Source organism: Pseudomonas sp. LBUM1664, from assembly GCF_059695895.1.
The window spans coordinates 389175-405025 of record NZ_CP166791.1 but is presented as its reverse complement, the minus strand read 5'-3'; the positions used below and the strand labels follow the sequence as shown (position 1 = coordinate 405025).

Sequence of the window (15851 nt, the reverse complement as noted above, 5' to 3'; positions counted from 1 at the left end):
GGGTTCGCTGTCGTGGGGGTCACATTAGGAGTGTTGTGGGGAGGGCATCAATCAAGCTCAGTGATGAACTGTTACGGTTAGGGTAATAGTCTGCGAACACGGGCACATTGTGGGAGCGAGCCTGCTCGCGATGCGGTGGGTCAGCCAGCACCTATGTTGACTGACACTCTGCCATCGCGAGCGCTCCCACAAGGGTATGTAGTTGGATTCGAATTCTGTGGCGAGGGGATTTATCCCCTCGCCACAAGAACGCGTTCGACTTTAGCGCGGGTCGACAATGTCCAGCGCCCGATTTGCCAGCAACTCGCTGAGCTCGATCATCTGCTGGATGCCCAGGGCAAAATGCCGGGGCGAACCTTCAAGGTCGAAAGCCAGTTCGTTGAGCATGACATTGGCGGATGCGAGAGTTTCGCTGAGGTTGGCAAGGAGGCATTCGTTGTCGAGGCCATCCACGACGGCGAACAATTGGCCTGAGGGTTGTTTCTTTTTGTCTTGAGGTTTGGGATCGAGATAAAAGCTGAGCGCGCGTTCAGCGGCTTCATCGAGCTTCTGCGGGTCGAGACCGGCGTGGGCTGATGTGTTGTCAGGCTCAGGGGGATTGGGTGTAACTTTGAACATAGGTGACGCTCCGTTTACTGGTTGGAGCTGCCACGTTCGTTTCCAAGCGAATGGGTGGCAGCCGTACGCAGGTTGGAAAACCGGGGTAAACGAGCCCGGCAGACCCGAAGGCCTCCCGCGCACAGCCGCCATAACGAAAGCAAGGTCAAAAAACGACCGCCAGCATACGTTATGAAGGGCGCTTTTGCGCCGTCTACTTCGGGTTTCCAAGCCCGATCGCTGTATTTGCAGCGACGGGAAAAGGTTAGCGATAGCCCTTCCCACCCGGCAACCGCCAGAGCTCGTCGGAAAAATCTGCTTGAGTCAGGAAGTTTGTCCGACCATTCCCACACACCTGGTCGGCTGTCAGGCCGCCATCGCGAGCAAGCTCGCTCCCACACAGGTTTTGGTCGTTTATATGATCAGCGTCCACCGCCAATCTTGTGGGAGCAAAGCTTGCTCGCGATAGCGGTGGGTCTGCTTGCATCAATGCTGAATGTGCCGCCGTCTTCGCGAGCAAGCTTTGCTCCCACAGGTCCTGCTCAAACAAGTCTGAAGGGTGTACAGCCGCAAGAGCCAGGCCGGCTGTCAGGCCGCCTCGCGACGGACGTTGATCTCGGCGCCCCGTTAACCACGATGGCCGAACGCAGGTATTGCGTAGTGGGCATCCCGGCATGGATGCCGGGATAGCCGCGCAGGGCCATGGATGGCCCTTCGCGGCGGGCCCACGGAGCAATGCCTGCGTTCGGGCACACCGAGCCTAGGCGAGGTGCCGAGTGGTGGGGCAGAAGCGTTTTGCTTACTTTTGCGCTTCTCAAAAGTGAGCCGCCGTCAGGGCGGAACCCTAAGTAGCCGTTACCGCAGCAATGGATATGTACCCGGTCAACAAAATCCCGGCCGGCTGTCAGGCCGCCATCGCGAGCAGGCTCGCTCCCACAGTTTGATCGAAGTACAACCGGGAGAAACAGGTCGGCTATACGGTCGCCTCGCGGGCAAGCTCGCCCCCACATTGCAACTTCGTATGTCTCAGGGTTTGTGGTACTGAACCAACCCCGCGGCCACCACCAACTCCTCCAACGCCAACAAATCCGGCACTTTCGCCACATGCTCCCCCACCTGCACCGCCGCCTGTTCCAGCCCGCACAGCGGCACATCGACATAGCTCAGCTGAGCATCGAGCTTGTAGGAACGCGGGATGCCCTGCACCAGCAGCGCGATGAAGCGCAACTCCGGGCGCCCACCCAAGGCGTTAAGCACGACGATGTGCACGCGCTCGCCGATCACGGTTTTCTGGCCGCAAGCCGACTCGAAGCTCAGCAGCGGGACTTGCCGTTCGCGCCAGCTCACCCAGCCCAACAGCCACGGTGGGGTGTCCATATCGAACGTGCTGCTCTGATAATCGATCAGCTCGGCCACCGCCACGTTGGGCAAAATCAGGTGGCGGTCGGCCAAGGGCAGCAGCAGCCCGGTGAGGTGGCTGGTGCGATGCTCATGCATGGATTTTGCTCCAGTGGGCAATGCTGTCGAGCAGTACCGATTCCTGATACGGCTTGCCGAGGTAGTCGTTGACGCCGATGGCCATCGCACGGTCGCGGTGTTTCTGGCCGGTGCGGGAGGTGATCATGATGATCGGCATCTGCGCCAGACGCGGGTCCTGGCGCACTTGCATCGCCACTTCGAAGCCGTCCATGCGCGGCATCTCGATGTCCAGCAGCATCAGGTCTGGAGCGTGTTCGGCCAGCAACGCCATGGCATCCACGCCGTCCTTGGCGGTCAGTACGTGCATGCCATGGCGTTCCAGCAAGCGGCTGGTGACCTTGCGGACCGTCACCGAGTCGTCCACCACCAGCACCAGCAACGGCCGCTGATGTTCGCCCTCGCCTTCAGCCGGTGCCGGGCGACGCGGAGCCTGGCTGGGCAAGGCACGGATCGGCGCCAGCAGGTCGAGAATCAGCACCACCCGGCCGTCCCCCAGGATGGTCGCCCCGGACAGGCCCTGCACCGCCGAGAATTGCGGGCCGAGGCTCTTGACCACGATCTCGCGGGTCCCGGCGGTGGCGTCCACTTGCACCGCGATATGCCGCTCGTTGCACTGCATCAGCAGCACCGGCAAGGGTTGGTTCTGGCCCAATAGTTTGGGGCGGGCGCAGGTTTTCAGCAGCTCGCCCAGGTAGCACAGCTCGTAACGCTGCCCGGCGTAGGTGTAGGTCGGCGGATCAAGCTGGTAATGGCCGTCCAGCTCGGCGGGCAATACCCGAACGATGCTTTCGATGGTGTTCAACGGGATCGCGTAATGGTCTTCGTGACACTGCACCATCAACGCCCGGTTGACCGCCACGGTGAACGGCAGGCGAATGCGAAAATGCACACCCTGGCCCGGAGTGGAGTCGATGACCATGCTGCCGCCCAATTGCCGCACTTCTTCGTGGACCACGTCCATGCCGACGCCACGGCCGGAGATCTGGGTGATTTTTTCGGCGGTGGAAAACCCCGGCTGCAAAATGAACTGCAACACGTCACGGTCGCTCATGTCGGTGTCCGGCGCCAGCAAGCCACGCTTGATCGCCTTGCGTCGCACCGAATCCAGCGGCACGCCGGCGCCGTCATCGCGGATGTCGAAAATGATGTCGCCACCTTCCCGGGACAGGTCGAGGCTGATGCGTCCCCGTGCCGGTTTGCCAGCGGCGATGCGCACGTCGGCGGGCTCCAGGCCGTGGTCGACGGCGTTGCGCAGCATATGCTCCAGAGGCGCGGCCATGCGCTCCAGCACGTTGCGGTCCATCTCGCCTTCGGCATTGTCGACCACGAACTCCACGTCCTTGCCCAGCTCCTGCGCCACTTGCCGCACGATGCGTTTGAGGCGCGGCAGCATGCGCTCGAACGGCACCATGCGCGTGCGCATCAGGCCTTCCTGGAGTTCGGTGTTGATACGCCCCTGCTGTTGCAGCAGGTTCTCTGCGTCGTGATTGCTGTGCTCGAGGGTTTCCTTGAGATCGAGCAGGTCCGAGGCGGACTCGAACAACGCCCGGGACAACTGCTGCAATTGGGAATGACGGTCCATTTCCAGCGGGTCGAACTCTTCGTAACCCAGGCGCTCGGCCTCCACTTGCTGGCGACTGAGAATCCGCCCCTGGGTTTCGGTGTCCAGGCGTCGCAACTGGTCACGCATACGCTCGATGGTGGTTTCCATCTCGCTCAGGGCCACGCGCGCGTCGTTGACCTGCTGTTCGATGCGCCCACGGAAGATCGACGTTTCCCCGGCCAGGTTCACCAGGTCATCGAGCAGCTCGGCGGAGACCTTGACCATGTCCGCACCGTCATTCGGCACACCGGGCTCGGCTCTGGCGGGCGCCGGTGTCAGGGGTACAGGCGGGGCCGGAACCACTTCCGGCGCTGAGACGGCTTGGGGCGTCTCGCGGTCCTGCGGATGATTCACCGCCTGGATCTGTACGATCAACCGGTCAGCCAGCGGGCACGGTTGCCCGGCACGCACCGCGTCGAGCATCTGCGCCAGTCGGTCATGGCTGCTTTGCAACAAGGTGAACAGCGCCGGGGTCGGTTGCAGCAGGCCCGCCGACAGGCCTTCATAAAGGTTTTCCAACTCATGGGCCAGGTCGCCGATGGGCACGATTTCCACCATCCGCGCGCCGCCCTTGAGGGTGTGCAGATCCCGCAAAAGGGTTTCCACAGCCTGGCGGTTCGACGGTTCGTCCTGCCAGCGCAGCAGCGCCGCGCCGGAGCTATCAAGGATGTCGAAGCCCTCTTCGAGGAAAATTTCCAGCAGCTCGGGATCATGCCCGGCTGCATCGCTGGGGGTCGCCCCGGTCGCCTCGATTGCGTTCGGCTTGTCCTGACGGAAACGGCGAATGGCATCGATCAGCGCAACGGGATCGCCCAACGGTTGGCGCTGCTGCAACTGCCCGAGCAACAGGTCGAGGCGCTCGTGGCTGCTGTTGAGCAACTGCTCCAGTTCCTCGCTGTAGCTGTAGCGGCGATCCACCAGACCCTCATAAAGGTTTTCCAGCTCCTGGGCCAGGTCGCTCACCGGCCGGACATCAGCCATCCGCGCACCGCCCTTGAGGGTGTGCAAATCACGCTGCAACGAAGACAGTGGCGCTCCGTTGTCCGGGTCGTCCAGCCAGCGTTGCAGCGCCTGAGCGGCGCTTTCGAGGATGTCCTGGGCCTCTTCGAGAAAGATCGAGGCGATGTCCTCGTCCACTGAAGTATCGGCGGGGGCGGTGCGTTCGAGTTCAGCCGTCGCGTTGCCCAGTTCGCGGATGCTCAGGGTGCGGCTGCCGTCGCTGCGAATCAGACCCGTGGCCGCCGGGTCGAGGCTGGCCTCAAGCAAGCGACGCAGGGCCTGCACCCGCTCAGGCTGCGGATGCACATGCTGCCCGGCCGCCAGTTCATCGAGCATGTCGATCAGGGCTTCGTGGGCACGCTTGGCCTCCTGAAAAAATTCATCGCTGACCGCCAGGCTGCTTTCTTCCACCGCGCCATAGAGGTCAAGCAAGGCTTCGCAGAGTTCGTCGACCGGGTGCAAATCGGCCAGGTGCGCGCCTTCGCCCAGGGTGGTCAGCTCATCCAGCAACGCACTCAGTTCCTGGCCTTCAGGATGCTGCTGCCAACGCTGCAACAGACTTTCAGCGTCCAGCAGGATGTCCATGCCCTGGGCCAGGAAGTTGTTGATCAGTTGCGGATCGTGCTTGGTCCGCAACCCCTTGTCCGGCGCGCTGAGGACTGCTTGCAGGCGCTCGGCCAGCAGGGTTTGGGCTCGTTGGATCAGATCCTCGGCGCCCGGGATCGGCGCCAGCGGCTCGCTGTGCAACTGACGCAAGCCCAGGCGCAACAAGCCTTCGGCCTCCAGCAGCAGTTCGACCTCATCCAGGTCGAGGGTGATCAGGTGCACCTTGTATTCCCGGGCCAGTTGATCCATCGCACCGGCCAGCTCGGCAATCGGCAAAACGCCGGCCATGGATGCGCTGCCCTTGAGGGTGTGCAGGGCCCGTTGCAATTCGTCGCTAGCCTGCAACGGCAGGTGTTCGGCGGCCTGTTCGAGAAAGCGATTGAGGCTGGCGAGATGGCCCTGGGCTTCGTTGTCGAAGATCTTCAGCAGCAGCGGATCGAGGGCGGCCACGTCTTGCTCGTCTTCATCTTCCTCGGCGCTGCCCTTGGCAAGGGCATGGGCGCGGGCGGCCAGACGGTCGACGTCGTCGCGCTGACGCTGGCAATTGGCAGCGAACTCGGCCACCAGGGCCGGCAGCAATTGCACCGTGCTTTCTATCAACTGCCGGACCGAAGTACCCGGCTCGACGCTGCGTTCCAATACCCGGTTGAGCAGGTTTTCCACAGCCCAGGCCAGTTCACCCAGCACCAGCGCCCGGACCATCCGGCCGCTGCCCTTGAGGGTGTGGAAGGCCCGGCGCAGTTCGCTCAGGGCGCCGTGGTCGTCGGGGTGAGCGCTCCAGCGCGGCAGGTACTCGCGCAGGACGTCCAGCACTTCATCGGTTTCTTCGAGAAAGACCTCGCGCAACTCATCGTCCACCGGGCTTTCATCCACCGGCGGCGGCAGCAGGCTACCCGGCGTGCTCCTGGCCGGCGGGTTGACCGCCGAGACCGGGCTGGCCAGCACTTGGGCCAGCGACTGCACAGTTTGCGGGTCATCCAGCTCCTGCAAGTCCTGCATCACCCGGGCTTCGTTGGGGCTCAGCACATCGTCGAGCAACGGTACACGGGCTGCGTCGGGGAAATAACCGAGCTCACCCAGGCTCTGCTCGACCACGTCCAGCAAGGGTTCACCCGGCGTTTGCGGGTCTTCGCTCAAACGCTCCAGGTAGTATTCAAGACCGGTGATCACGTCGGCCAGGTGGTCGAGTTCTTCCCAACCTGGCTGGGCCTGGTCCAGCAGCAGATGTTCGCGGATGAAACTGTTGCACGCCTCCACCAGGCTGGCGGCACGGCTCAAGGGGATCATGGCCAGCGCGCCACGAACCTGGGTCAGCAGCGCCGGCAAGGCCTGCAAATGCTCGCTGTCCCAGTCGGCATCGATGTAATCGACGATCATGTCCTTGGCCTGTTGCAAGCAGGTGTGGGCTTCCTTGATGACGATCTGGTGGATCTGGGTCAGGTCGGTGGTGGGCAGGCGGCTTTCTTCGCGGCTCTCGGGCTCGACGGTGCCGACCATGCCGGCCAGGGTCGCCTCGACGTAAAGCAAGGCACCGGCGACGTCCATGAGGGTCGCATCATCAGGCTCGCGCTGGCCTTGGGCGAGGCTCAGGACCACTGCCAGTTGATCGATGATGACCTTGCGCGGCTGGCCAAAGCCGAGCACTGCCAAGGTGTCGGCGATCTGCCGCAGGGGCGCCAGCAAGCTGTCCAGTTCCGAGGCGTGCTGACGGTCGCTGCGCACGAACAGGTCCAGCCGTTCCTTGACCCGTACCAGCTCTTCGCAGAGCGCTGTGAGTACCGAGCGCATGGCATCGCGGTCGGGCCCGGCCAGGCGCGCACGTTCTTCGTCGACCATGGCGCTGTCGGGCAGCGCATCGTCCAGTGAGTAGCGTTCTTTCATGATCTGCATCTGCCCGCTGGGATGTTCGGCCTTGGCAATATAGAACAACAAGCTCTTGAGCAGTTGCGGCGGTGCCGGTTGGTTGATGCCTTGCATGCCCTGGTCCAACAGCCGCTTGAGTTCCTTGTCGGCTTGCTTGAACAGGCTGCGCAGCGCCGGGCTGTTGGCGATGCGCCCCTCGCGCATGCCTTCGACCAACGCCGAAGCCACCTGCCACAACGCATTGAGCGGCGCCCCGGCGCACAGCCCTTCCAGGCGAAGAAAGACCTTGGCCAGGTAACCGAGGTGGGTCGCGTCGTCCTGTTCGCGCAACAGGCCCACCAGGGCCATTTGCAGGGTCTGGCGCAGTTTACGCAAGGTGTTTGGCAAATCCGGCGGTTCGAGCCGTTTCAAGGCCACGTCACTGAGCAACGCGATATCCGGCAGCTCAGGACTGAACAGGCTGGTCTCCGACAACAGGCCCTCGCCCCGGGCACTGCGCAGGTCGTTGATCAGTGGCAACACCACCAGCGGTAAATCGCGGCGGGCACCTTGTATGCGGTCCAGGTAGATCGGCAGCTGTCCCAGGGCCTGCCTCAACAGGCTGATGGCTTCGTCGCGGTGGGCGATGCGGTTGTCCTGCAGGGCGGCGCACAGTTGCTCCATCTCTTCGGCCAGCAACGCCGCGCCATAGAACTCGACCATCTGCAGGCCGCCGTGCACCTGATGAATGCAGGCCAGGCATTGCCCGAGCGCATCCGACGCCTGCGGATCGTCCACCAGGCGGTTGAGGGCCTGATGGGCGTGCTTCAGCGTTTCGGCAATCTCGCCCTTGACCCATTCCAGGGCCACATAGTCGTGCCGATCACCCATAACCACTCCAAATCAACAATCATTGCCGAGGGCACAAAGCACCCCTGTGGGAGCAAGGCTTGCCCGCGATGAGGACGATGCGGTCCTTCCGCGACCGAGATGCCTGTTTCGCGAGCAAGCTTTGCTCCCACAACCCCCTCGCCACCGATAAGCTCCTGCACACACGCGCCCATCTACTCCTTGTCCTCATCAACAGCAGCCGCTGCTGCCGGCAAGGTAAAACCCGACACCGAGCGGCGCAGCTGGCTGGCCATTTTCGCCAGGTTGCCGATGCTTTCGGCGGTGGCGGTGGAGCCAGACGAGGTCTGCGTGGTGATCTGCTGGATCACGTTCATGGTCAGCGAAATCTGCCCTGCCGAGGTGGTCTGTTGCTGCGCTGCGTTGGAAATACTCTGGATCAACGCCGCCAGGGTCTTGGACACGCCTTCGATTTCTTCCAGGGCCACACCGGCATCCTGGGCCAGTCGTGCGCCGCGCACCACTTCGGTGGTGGTCTGTTCCATGGAAATCACCGCTTCGTTGGTGTCGGCCTGGATCGCCCGCACCAGGGTCTCGATCTGCCGGGTCGCCGCCGAGGAGCGCTCCGCCAGCCGCTGCACTTCATCGGCCACCACCGCGAACCCGCGCCCGGCATCACCGGCCATGGACGCCTGGATGGCGGCGTTGAGGGCCAGGATGTTGGTCTGGTCGGCGATGTCGTCGATCAGGCTTACAATATCGCCAATCTCCTGGGAAGACTCACCCAGACGCTTGATGCGCTTGGCGGTGTCCTGGATTTGCTCGCGAATGTTGTCCATGCCATGAATGGTGTTGTGCACCACCTCGTTGCCCTTGTTGGCGATTTCCACCGAGCGTTCGGCCACAGCCGACGACTCGGCGGCATTGGCCGATACCTGGTCGATGGACTGGGCCATTTCATTAATTGAAGTCGAAGCTTCGCTGATCTGCTGGGCCTGATGCTCGGAAGCCTGGGCCAGGTGCATGGCGGTGGCCTGGGTTTCCTGCACCGCGGCGGCGACCTGGCCGGCGGTGAGGTTGATGGTCGTCACCAGGTCGCGCAGTTGATCCACTGAGTAATTGATGGAATCGGCAATGGTGCCGGTGAAATCTTCGGTGACCGAGGCGGTGACGGTCAGGTCGCCGTCGGCCAGGTCTTCGATTTCGTCCAAAAGACGCATGATCGCATTCTGGTTGCGCTCGTTCTTTTCCGCGGTTTCGCGCAGTTGGCGGTTGGTTTCGCGGACCATCACCAGCCCGATCAGGATGATCGACATCAGCGCCAGCAGCCCCAGTACATAGCCACCGATGGTGTTAACCGAGCGCCCGCCGGCCAGGTTTTCGAAGGCCGTGGCCAGGTGCGAGGCTTCGTCCAGCAGGGTTTGCGACAGGTTGAAGATGTTGCCTGCCGATTCGCGGACCTTGAACAGCTCCGGCGAGGTTTCAAGGATTTCGTCCACCGAGCCCGAGACAAACTCGAAGAGCTCGCTGATTTCGCCCAGGCGCGCCCGGGCATCGCGGTCCTGGACCTGGGATATCTTCAGGGCCGGGTCACCTTGCACCATGCCATTGAGCACCTGACCGAAGCGCGCAGCGTCACGACCAAAGGTATCGGCGGCCTGGCTGGCGTTTTCGTCGCCCGCCAGCACGGTGTTTACCGCGCCGAGAATCCGTTCGGCCAACAGCGACTGGCGCTGGGCCATGGCCACCTGGGCGGCGGGCGCGCCGCGCTGCAGCAAGATTTCGACGACTTTTTCGTATTCGACCTGCAACTGCGGCACGGTTTCGGCCAAAGTCGCCGCCACCTGATGCAGCGACAGCACGGTCTGCTCACTGGACAGGATGGCATCGGTGTTCTTGAGCAGGCGCTCCCAGTCCAACTGCACGGCGCGCATTTGCGGGCGCAGGGTAGCGGGTGCCGGTGGCAGACCGGTCACCGGGTCGCCCTGCTTCAGGTAACTCCAGCGCTGGGCAAAATCGTTGCGCGCGTCGCTCAGCAACTTGAACGCCGCAGGCTTGCCAGCGGCGGCCTCGGTGGCGTTCTTGGCGATGCGCTGGGACAGCACCCGCAACTCACCGGCGTGGCCGATGTACTGCTTGTCGTAGGTGGACTGGGTGTTGAGGTAAGCGAAATTGGCGAACAGCAGCACGATGAAGACAATCAATGCGACGAACAGCACGACGATCTGCGAACGACTGCGCGACGCTTCCAGTGGCTTGCCTGTTTTTACTTTGATCATCGGTTCTCGCCTGTACTGCCCAATCCAACTCACTGCTGTTAACTGTAAGCAAGCCTTTGTAGTGCAGCCTGCTCAATCAGTGTGGCTCTGTGGGAGCAAGGCTTGCCCGCGATGAGAACAACCCGGTTTCTCGCCAACCAAGGCGCCGCCATCGCGAGCAAGCTTTGCTCCCACTGGCTCGCTCCCACAGGGGCCTGCATCTCGTTAAATCGCCACATCCATAAACCCCGGTGACCGCGTCAATGCAAACGGGCTGAACACCTGCCACTGCCGCTCGCCAGGAAACCGGCCTTTGACGAAGGCCGACTCCGGGCCATCCAGCTCGTCCATCAACGTTGGTTCCAGGCTGTCCTGGGCGAAATGCTGCAGCCCCAGGACTTCATCCACCAGCAACCCGGTGAACACCTCGTCGTGATCCACCACCAGCACCCGCCGCTGCTTGCGCACTGTCGACAGCTCATGGCCGAAGAAACCGCACAGATCCATCAATGGCAACAATCGCCCGCGCAGGTTAGCCACTCCGCGCACCCATGGCTTGACCCCGGGCAAATGCGTGTGACGCGGTTCGTGCAGCACTTCGCTGACTTCCCCCATGGGCGCCACGTACCAGCGTTCGCCCAAGCGAAAACCGATGCCGCTCCAGCTGTCGCGGTGGGTCGGTTGGGACGGCAGGTCCGCCCCCAGCAGCCGGCAGCGCCGATCGATCTGCAGCAGCAGCTCGAATGCGGTCAGAGAATGGCTCATGGCCGCGCCGTCAACCCGCCAGCACGTTGTTCAGGGTCTTGATCAGGGTTTCTTCGTCCACCGGCTTGGTCAGGTAGTCCTTCGCGCCCTGGCGCGTGCCCCAGACTTTGTCGGTTTCCTGATCCTTGGTGGTGATGATGATCACCGGGATGTGGCCGGTGTCCGGGTCCTTGGTCAACTGGCGAGTGGCCTGGAAACCGTTGAGGCCAGGCATGACGATGTCCATCAGCACCGCGTCGGGTTTTTCCAGGCGGGCCAGGGCCACGCCGTCGGCGCCGTTTTCGGCCTTCAGGACCTGATGGCCATGCTTTTCGAGCATGCCGGTCAGTTTGTACATTTCGGTCGGCGAATCATCGACGATCAGAATTCGTGCCATGGTGTTCCCCATTTTTGTTGACCCCAGGCCCGGTGGCCGAGCGTCATTAATTTGCCTGGTGCGGCTGGACAGCGGCAAAGCCCGGAACATGGGCCTGTATCGCGCCCAGCAGTTCTTCCTTGCTGAAAGGCTTGGTCAAAAACTGATCGGAACCGACGATGCGTCCCTTGGCCTTGTCGAACAGCCCGTCCCGGGACGACAGCATGATCACCGGCGTGGCCTTGAACGCGCTGTTGTTCTTGATCAGGGCGCAGGTCTGGTAACCATCCAGACGCGGCATCATGATGTCGACAAAAATAATGCCCGGATGATGGTCGGCAATCTTGGCCAGGGCATCGAAGCCGTCGATGGCCGTGATCACCTCGCAACCCACGTTGCGCAGTAAGGTCTCGGCGGTGCGGCGGATGGTCTTCGAGTCGTCGATGACCATGACCTTCAAGGCACTGGGTTGCTGCTGCATAAGGTGCTCTGCCATTGCCACTGCGAACCGATTTTTAACGCGTCAGGGTGATCGACAGCGCAAACCCTTGATGTTCAAGGCCCGCGCGTCACATGGCAGCCTTTTTAGCACAGTCTCCATCGCCGATCTATCGGCCGGGCGGCGCGGTGGTTTTTCCTTGACCGCGAATCCCCCGGGCGCCACTCTGACGCCACTTTTTCACGCCATCTGTGCCCATCAAATTTTCGAGGAACCAAGCCATGAGCGTACGCGTCGGCATTGTCATGGACCCTATCGCCAGCATTTCCTACAAAAAGGATAGCTCGCTGGCCATGCTGCTGGCCGCTCAGAAGCGCGGCTGGGAGCTGTTCTATATGGAGCAGCGCGACCTCTATCAGGCCGAAGGCCAGGCGCGGGCGCGGATGAAGCCGCTGAAAGTCTTCGCCAACCCCGAAAAATGGTTCGAACTGGGCAATGAAAGCGATGCGCCGCTGAGCGACCTGGACGTGATCCTGATGCGCAAGGATCCGCCGTTCGACATGGAGTTCGTGTACTCCACCTACCTGCTGGAGCAAGCCGAAAACGCCGGTGTGCTAGTGGTCAACAAGCCCCAGAGCCTGCGCGACTGCAACGAAAAACTGTTCGCCACGCTGTTCCCGCAGTGCACACCGCCCACCATCGTCAGCCGGCGCCCGGACGTGTTGCGTGAATTTGCCGACCATCACGGTGACGTGATCCTCAAGCCACTGGACGGCATGGGCGGTTCCTCGATCTTCCGTCACACCGCCGGGCACCCAAACCTGTCGGTGATCCTGGAAACCCTGACCTTGCACGGCAAGCAGCAGATCATGATCCAGGGTTACCTGCCGGCCATCATCGATGGCGACAAGCGCATCCTGATGATCGACGGCGAACCGGTGGACTATTGCCTGGCGCGTATCCCGGCGGCTGGCGAAACCCGGGGCAACCTGGCGGCCGGCGGTCGTGGCGAGGCGCGCCCGCTGACCGAGAAAGACCGCTGGATCGCCGCCCAGGTCGGCCCGACCCTGCGCGAGAAAGGCCTGCTGTTCGTGGGCCTGGACGTGATCGGCGAGCACTTGACGGAAATCAACGTCACCAGCCCGACCTGCATCCGCGAGATCGACAACGCCTTTGGCACTGACATCGGCGCGATGCTGATGGATGCCATCGAGAAGCAGCTGCACGCTAAAAGCTTCAAGCGGCAAGTTTGATGCAGCTTGTCGCTTGCGGCTTGAGGCTTGAAGCTAAAAACCAACATTGCGTTATCATGCCCGGCCTGTGAAACCCGCGATGTTGGTTTTTTTGCCATGACACTCCCGTCCGATCTGCCCCTAGAACTCGCCCACCGTGGTGTGCGCCCGGCTGATCGTCTCGGTTTTACCCTGTTCCTGGCGGCGCTTATCCACCTGGCCCTGCTGCTGGGCATCGGGTTTGCCACGGTCGACCCCAAGCAGATCAGCCAGACCCTGGAAATCACCCTGGCCACCTTCAAGAGCGAAACAAAGCCTGCGAAGGCGGACTTCCTGGCCCAGGAAAACCAGCAGGGCAGTGGCACCCTGGAAAAAAAGGCGATTCCAAAGACCACCGAGATCGCACCATTCCAGGACAACACGGTGCAGAAAGTCAGCCCGCCACCGTCGGCCAAGCCCGAAGTGCAGGAGACAGCGCCCAAAGCAGCCGTGACCACGGTGGCGCCAAAGGCGAAAAAGGCCCCGGTCAAGGAAGAGGTCAAGCCCGACCCCAAGCCCAAGGCCCCGGCGCCCACCTTCGACAGCTCCCAGTTATCCAGCGACATCGCCAGCTTGGAAGCCGAACTGGCCCAGGAACAACAACTCTATGCCAAACGCCCGCGTATCCACCGCCTGAGCGCTGCCTCGACCATGCGCGACAAGGGCGCCTGGTACAAGGATGAGTGGCGCAAGAAGGTCGAGCGCATCGGCAACCTCAATTACCCCGACGAAGCCCGGCGCAAACAGATCTACGGCAACCTGCGACTAATGGTCTCGATCAACCGCGACGGCTCGTTGTATGAAGTGCTGGTGCTGGAATCCTCCGGCCAGCCGCTGCTGGACCAGGCGGCCCAGCGGATCGTGCGCCTGGCCGCACCGTTCGCGCCGTTTACCGGGGATCTGTCGGACATCGACCGCCTGGAAATCATCCGCACCTGGAAGTTTGCCCGCGGCGACCGCCTCTCCAGTAACTGACCCACCGTCAACCCCTTGTGGGAGTGGGCTTGCTCGCGAAGACGGCGGTCCTGTCACAAAAGATCTATCGGATGTACCGCCCCCTTCGCGAGCAAGCCCGCTCCCACATTGGATCGCTGTCATTGGCCGGATCAAGGCATTTGCTGCACATCCCCAGCTTGTCAGTTCGCCCCTGCGCCGCCACACTAGTACCTATGAAAAACGTCAGCCCCACCTACCTCAAGCATCACTTCCTGATTGCCATGCCGCACATGGCCGATCCGAACTTTGCCCATACCTTGACCTACATCGTCGAGCACACGGCCAATGGGGCCATGGGGCTGGTGATCAATCGCCCGCAGGAGCTGAACCTGGCGGACATTCTTGAGCAGTTGCGCCCCGACGTCGAACCGCCAGTTCTGTGCCAGCACGTACCGATTTTCATCGGCGGCCCGGTGCAGACCGACCGCGGTTTTGTACTCCATCCCTCGGGGCCGACCTACCAGGCCACCGTGGACCTGGACGGCGTGTCGCTGTCCACGTCCCAGGACGTGCTGTTTGCCATCGCCGACGGCGTCGGTCCGCAAAGGAGCCTGATCGCCCTCGGCTATGCCGGCTGGGAAGCCGGGCAGTTGGAAGCCGAACTGGCTGACAACGCCTGGCTGACCTGCCCGTTCGACGCCGACATCCTGTTCAACACCAGCAGCGAACTGCGCCTGGAAGCGGCCGCCAGTCGGTTGGGGGTCAACCTCAATCTGCTCACCAGCCAGGCAGGACACGCCTGATGGCGCTGCGCTTGCTGCTGGGCTTCGACTACGGCACCAAACAGATCGGCGTGGCGGTTGGCCAAGTCATCACCGGCCAGGCCCGTGAATTGTGCACATTGAAGGCGCAGAACGGTATTCCCGACTGGAATCAGGTCGAAGCGCTGATCAAGGAGTGGAAACCCGACGCCGTGGTGGTCGGCCTGCCGCTGAACATGGACGGCACGCCAAGCGACATGTGCGCCCGCGCCGAAAAGTTCGCCCGCAGGCTCAACGGCCGCTACAACCTGCCCTTCTATACCCATGATGAGCGCCTGACCACGTTCGAAGCCAAGGGCGAGCGCTTGATGCGCGGCGGGCAGAAAGGCAGTTACCGCGACAACCCGGTGGACGCCATCGCCGCCGCCCTGCTGTTGCAAGGCTGGCTCGACGCCAACGCCGCCTTGTTTGAAACCTGATTTTTTGAGAGCGCCGCCAAGGCGCTTTCTTTTAGCGATAAACCGGGCCGCTCACCACCGGCCCGGGAACCTGAAGGAGCCAGCATGAGCCTGCCCAATCCTGCGGAACTGATTCGCCAGATGGCGATCCGCCTTGACACCTATCTGGCCAAACGGGGCATCAGCGAACCGCGCTACATCGGTATTCGCACCGGCGGCGTCTGGGTCGCCCAGGCCTTGCTCGAGGAACTGGGCAGCCAATCGCCACTGGGCACCCTGGACGTGTCCTTCTACCGCGACGACTTCAGCCAGAACGGCCTGCACCCGCAAGTGCGCCCCTCGGCCCTGCCGTTCGAGATCGAAGGCCAGCACCTGGTCCTGGTCGATGACGTGCTGATGAGCGGCCGGACCATCCGCGCCGCCATGAACGAACTGTTTGACTACGGCCGTCCGGCCAGCGTGACGCTGGTGTGTCTGCTGGACCTGGACGCCGCCGAGCTGCCGATCCGTCCGAACGTGGTCGGTGCGACGCTGACGCTGGCCGCCCACGAGCGGGTCAAGCTCTCTGGCCCGTCGCCGCTGCAACTCGAACTGCAAGACCTTGCCCTTTAACTGCCCTTGTAAGAGTCCATT

Annotated in this window: 12 protein-coding genes; 5 read left to right on the top strand and 7 right to left on the bottom strand. The window is 62.5% G+C overall.

The annotated features are described in order from the left end of the window. Positions 1-261 precede the first annotated feature (261 nt). The 7 genes from ACA047_RS01930 to pilG form a co-directional block, all read right to left on the bottom strand. Positions 262-618: a DUF6124 family protein gene (locus ACA047_RS01930; RefSeq protein WP_497356208.1), complete on the bottom strand. Its 357-nt coding sequence runs from the start codon at positions 616-618 to the stop codon at positions 262-264. Positions 619-1623: 1005 nt separating this feature from the next. Further along, positions 1624-2094 (bottom strand): chemotaxis protein CheW, encoded by a 471-nt coding sequence (locus ACA047_RS01925; protein ID WP_497356206.1) that lies wholly within the window; start codon positions 2092-2094, stop codon positions 1624-1626. After that, positions 2087-8017 (bottom strand): Hpt domain-containing protein, encoded by a 5931-nt coding sequence (locus tag ACA047_RS01920; protein ID WP_497356204.1) that lies wholly within the window; start codon positions 8015-8017, stop codon positions 2087-2089. The genes ACA047_RS01925 and ACA047_RS01920 overlap by 8 nt, the downstream gene beginning before the upstream one ends. A 173-nt stretch (positions 8018-8190) precedes the next feature. Beyond that, positions 8191-10254 (bottom strand): methyl-accepting chemotaxis protein, encoded by a 2064-nt coding sequence (locus ACA047_RS01915; protein WP_497356202.1) that lies wholly within the window; start codon positions 10252-10254, stop codon positions 8191-8193. 204 nt (positions 10255-10458) lie between these two features. Further along, positions 10459-10998: a chemotaxis protein CheW gene (locus tag ACA047_RS01910; RefSeq protein WP_497356200.1), complete on the bottom strand. Its 540-nt coding sequence runs from the start codon at positions 10996-10998 to the stop codon at positions 10459-10461. A gap of 10 nt (positions 10999-11008) precedes the next feature. Continuing rightward, a complete protein-coding gene (gene pilH / locus ACA047_RS01905; protein WP_497356198.1) occupies positions 11009-11374 on the bottom strand; it encodes a twitching motility response regulator PilH in 366 nt (121 codons plus the stop codon). Positions 11375-11420: 46 nt separating this feature from the next. Next, positions 11421-11834 (bottom strand): twitching motility response regulator PilG, encoded by a 414-nt coding sequence (gene pilG, locus ACA047_RS01900; protein WP_497356196.1) that lies wholly within the window; start codon positions 11832-11834, stop codon positions 11421-11423. A gap of 239 nt (positions 11835-12073) precedes the next feature. Between pilG and gshB the strand changes: the two genes are divergently transcribed. From gshB to pyrR, 5 genes are all read left to right on the top strand, one after another. Next, a complete protein-coding gene (gene gshB / locus ACA047_RS01895) occupies positions 12074-13045 on the top strand; it encodes a glutathione synthase (RefSeq protein ID WP_497356194.1) in 972 nt (323 codons plus the stop codon). A 96-nt stretch (positions 13046-13141) separates the two neighbouring features. Then, positions 13142-14038 carry an energy transducer TonB gene (locus ACA047_RS01890; RefSeq protein ID WP_497356192.1) on the top strand — a complete coding sequence of 299 codons (897 nt, stop codon included), beginning with the start codon at positions 13142-13144 and terminating at the stop codon, positions 14036-14038. Positions 14039-14232: 194 nt separating this feature from the next. After that, positions 14233-14802, top strand: a complete 570-nt coding sequence (locus ACA047_RS01885; protein ID WP_497356190.1) for a YqgE/AlgH family protein — start codon at positions 14233-14235, stop codon at positions 14800-14802. After that, complete coding sequence (gene ruvX, locus ACA047_RS01880; protein WP_497356188.1) at positions 14802-15239, top strand: Holliday junction resolvase RuvX; 438 nt, start codon at positions 14802-14804, stop codon at positions 15237-15239. Before ACA047_RS01885 ends, ruvX begins: the two co-directional genes overlap by 1 nt. An 84-nt stretch (positions 15240-15323) precedes the next feature. Beyond that, the gene (pyrR, locus tag ACA047_RS01875) at positions 15324-15830 is read left to right on the top strand and encodes a bifunctional pyr operon transcriptional regulator/uracil phosphoribosyltransferase PyrR (RefSeq protein WP_497356186.1); all 507 of its coding nucleotides are present in this window, start codon (positions 15324-15326) and stop codon (positions 15828-15830) included. Positions 15831-15851 lie beyond the last annotated feature (21 nt).

Excerpts from the sequence above, each read along its gene's own strand:
- ACA047_RS01930 (WP_497356208.1), bottom strand. The coding sequence starts at position 618 with ATGTTCAAAGTTACACCCAATCCCCCTGAGCCTGACAACACATCAGCC.
- ACA047_RS01925 (WP_497356206.1), bottom strand. The coding sequence starts at position 2,094 with ATGCATGAGCATCGCACCAGCCACCTCACCGGGCTGCTGCTGCCCTTG.
- ACA047_RS01920 (WP_497356204.1), bottom strand. The coding sequence starts at position 8,017 with ATGGGTGATCGGCACGACTATGTGGCCCTGGAATGGGTCAAGGGCGAG.
- ACA047_RS01915 (WP_497356202.1), bottom strand. The coding sequence starts at position 10,254 with ATGATCAAAGTAAAAACAGGCAAGCCACTGGAAGCGTCGCGCAGTCGT.
- ACA047_RS01910 (WP_497356200.1), bottom strand. The coding sequence starts at position 10,998 with ATGAGCCATTCTCTGACCGCATTCGAGCTGCTGCTGCAGATCGATCGG.
- pilH (WP_497356198.1), bottom strand. The coding sequence starts at position 11,374 with ATGGCACGAATTCTGATCGTCGATGATTCGCCGACCGAAATGTACAAA.
- pilG (WP_497356196.1), bottom strand. The coding sequence starts at position 11,834 with ATGCAGCAGCAACCCAGTGCCTTGAAGGTCATGGTCATCGACGACTCG.
- gshB (WP_497356194.1), top strand. The coding sequence starts at position 12,074 with ATGAGCGTACGCGTCGGCATTGTCATGGACCCTATCGCCAGCATTTCC.
- ACA047_RS01890 (WP_497356192.1), top strand. The coding sequence starts at position 13,142 with ATGACACTCCCGTCCGATCTGCCCCTAGAACTCGCCCACCGTGGTGTG.
- ACA047_RS01885 (WP_497356190.1), top strand. The coding sequence starts at position 14,233 with ATGAAAAACGTCAGCCCCACCTACCTCAAGCATCACTTCCTGATTGCC.
- ruvX (WP_497356188.1), top strand. The coding sequence starts at position 14,802 with ATGGCGCTGCGCTTGCTGCTGGGCTTCGACTACGGCACCAAACAGATC.
- pyrR (WP_497356186.1), top strand. The coding sequence starts at position 15,324 with ATGAGCCTGCCCAATCCTGCGGAACTGATTCGCCAGATGGCGATCCGC.